Below are 2738 nucleotides of genomic sequence, written 5' to 3' on the forward strand. Positions count from 1 at the left end.
GCTTGCCGAGGGGGCAGAACCTTGTCAGGTCATTGAGGCATTTGGCCGTTTCCAGCTGCTGTGCGCGCTGCGTGAGGGGCCGTTCGGCGTGGTTGGACTGAATGAGCGTATTGAGTCTGCCCTGCAGAAGCAACGGCTGATCCAGCGCCAGCCCGGCAGCAAATGGTATATTGGCCGGCCGGTAATGATTGCCCGCAACGACAGCGCGCTGGGGCTGTTTAACGGGGACATCGGTATTGCCATGAACGATGCGGAAGGTGCGCTAAAGGTCTTCTTCCCGCTGCCCGACGGCACTATTCGGGCCGTGCAGCCCAGCCGACTGCCGCCGCACGACACGGCCTATGCCATGACCGTGCATAAATCACAGGGATCGGAGTTCGAGCATACGCTACTGGTGCTGCCGAATCAGTTCGCACCGGTGTTGACGCGCGAGCTGGTTTACACCGCTATCACGCGCGCCAGAGAACGTCTGACGCTGTATGCAGATAATCAGGTGCTTAACAGTGCGGTGAAAATGCGCACGCGTCGTCGTAGCGGGCTGGTTGAACGGCTGGCAGTGCAGGCCTGAGCGGCTTAATGACAGGCAAAAGCCGCCCACAGCGTGGGTGGCTTTCTTGCCGCGTTTTACACCATCCGCGCATGGCTCAGATCGGCCATCAGCACTTTTGAGCGGCGCTGATAGTTATACATCTGCTTTTTGCTTTCCGGCAGTTCTTCAATATCGACCGGCGTAAAGCCGCGTTCCTGGAACCAGTGAATGCTGCGCGTGGTCAGCACGAACAGTTTTTTCAGTCCCATCTGGCGCGCCTGTAACGCCACCCTTTCCATCAGCGCCTCGCCGCGTGAAGAGCTACGGTAGTCCGGATGCACCGCGACGCAGGCCATTTCGCCGATTTTTTCTTCCGGGAAAGGGTAGAGCGCCGCGCAGCCGATAGTAAGATTGTCCCGCTCAATAATCGTAAATTTATCGATTTCAATTTCTAACTGTTCGCGCGATCGCCGCACCAGAATGCCCTGCTGCTCCAGCGGCCGGATCAGTTCAAGGATGCCGCCGATGTCGTTGATTGTGGCGCGACGGATCTGTTCGGCGCTTTCCATTACAATCTGCGTGCCGATGCCGTCACGTGAGAACAGCTCTTGCAACAGCGCGCCATCCTCCTGATAGCTAATCAGGTGGCTACGGCGCACGCCGCTGCGGCAGGCTTTTACCGCGCCGCGCAAAAAGCGCACGGTAGAAGACAAGTAATCATTGTTCTCTTCCAGCTCGCCGATGCGCTGCTGCGCTTCGTTCGGGAACAGCTCGGAGATGATCGCGCCTTCGCTGTCGGTTACGCCCTGTTCCGCGCAGAAGCCGATCATTTTTTCTGCCTTCAGTTTAATCGCCAGCTGGGTAGCGACTTCTTCCGAGGTCAGGTTAAAGCTCTCACCGGTCACGGAAACGGCAACCGGCCCGAGCAGCACGATAGCGCCGCTGTCGAGCTGGCGATGAATAGCCTCTTCATCAATACGGCGGATACGACCGCTGTGACAGTAATCCACGCCGTCATCCACGCCCAGCGGCTGAGCGATAATAAAGTTGCCGCTGACGACGTTGATATGTGCGCCCTGTAGCGGCGTGTTATTGAGGCTCATCGACAGGCGGGCGGTGATATCCAGCTGTAAACGGCCCGCGGCCTGCTTAACCAGCTCTAACGACTGCGCATCGGTAACGCGGGTATGCTTGTGATAGATCGGCTCCAGCTGATGTTCCGCCAGATTGGCATCAATCTGCGGCCTGGCGCCATAAACCACCACCAGGCGAATGCCGAGGCTGTGCAGAAGGCCAATATCATTAACGATGCTTGAGAAGTTATCATGCTCAATGGCTTCGCCGCCCAGCATAATGACAAACGTCTTACCACGGTGGGCATTGATATAGGGCACGGTATGGCGAAACCCCTGAACCAGCTCGGTACTCCGTTCCTTCACGGCAAACCCTCTATGAATTATTATTCGCTAAAAGTGTATTTTTATTCTTTTATCTCGCGGGCGCAAGTGCCAATTTTCGTCATTCTCTTTAACGTAGCTTAACGCTCCGGCTCGTGAGGGGTTTTTAGGGGTGACACCGACAGCAGGATTCGCTACAGTTTTGCGCCTGGCGGTTTTTTGGTTTTATTTTTTCTTTACAAAACAGCAATCTCTTACTGGAGCGGCATGTCTGATTTACCTTCGCCCGGCCGACGTCGCTGGTTACAGGGCGCTGGCGCAGTACTGTTACTGAGCGTCAGCAAAGCAGGACTGGCGGCAAGCAGCCACATAGTGGCCGTGCGCATCTGGCCGTCCTCAACCTATTCCCGCGTCACGCTGGAATCGAATACCCCGTTGAAATATAAACAGTTCGCGCTAAGCCACCCCGAACGCGTGGTGGTGGATATTTCTGGCGTGCACCTTAATCAGACGCTGAATCACGTCAGCCATCTGGTACGCAGCGACGATCCTTATATCAAAAGCGCGCGCGTCGGCCAGTTCGATCGTAATACAGTGCGGCTGGTGCTGGAGCTTAAGCAGAGCGTGACGCCGAAAGTCTTTACGCTCGATCCGGTGGCGGGGATCAAAAATCGGCTGGTGTTGGATCTCTATCCGGCCAGAAACCGCAGCCATAATCACGAAGACGATCCGCTACTGGCATTGCTGCAGGATTACAACAAAGGCGAGCTGGAAAGCGGGCAGCCCGCTTCCGCGCCGCTGCCTGGCAAAGC

3 protein-coding genes are annotated in these 2738 nt (G+C 56.4%); 2 read left to right on the top strand and 1 reads right to left on the bottom strand.

Features of this window, described 5'->3' with window-relative positions:
- Nucleotides 1-568: ATP-binding domain-containing protein (locus RTK32_RS12040; protein WP_312044234.1), on the top strand; the 568-nt coding region annotated here is incomplete at its 5' end.
- A gap of 56 nt (nt 569-624) precedes the next feature.
- On the opposite strand, the gene argA is transcribed toward RTK32_RS12040, so the two are convergent.
- Nucleotides 625-1968 (bottom strand): amino-acid N-acetyltransferase, encoded by a 1344-nt coding sequence (gene argA, locus RTK32_RS12045; RefSeq protein WP_312044236.1) that lies wholly within the window; start codon nt 1966-1968, stop codon nt 625-627.
- A gap of 225 nt (nt 1969-2193) precedes the next feature.
- On the opposite strand from argA, the gene RTK32_RS12050 reads away from it, so the two are divergent.
- Nucleotides 2194-2738 (top strand): AMIN domain-containing protein (locus RTK32_RS12050; protein WP_312044238.1); only part of this gene is annotated, 545 nt, incomplete at its 3' end.

This window comes from Erwinia sp., assembly GCF_031978025.1.
GTDB lineage: Bacteria > Pseudomonadota > Gammaproteobacteria > Enterobacterales > Enterobacteriaceae > Erwinia.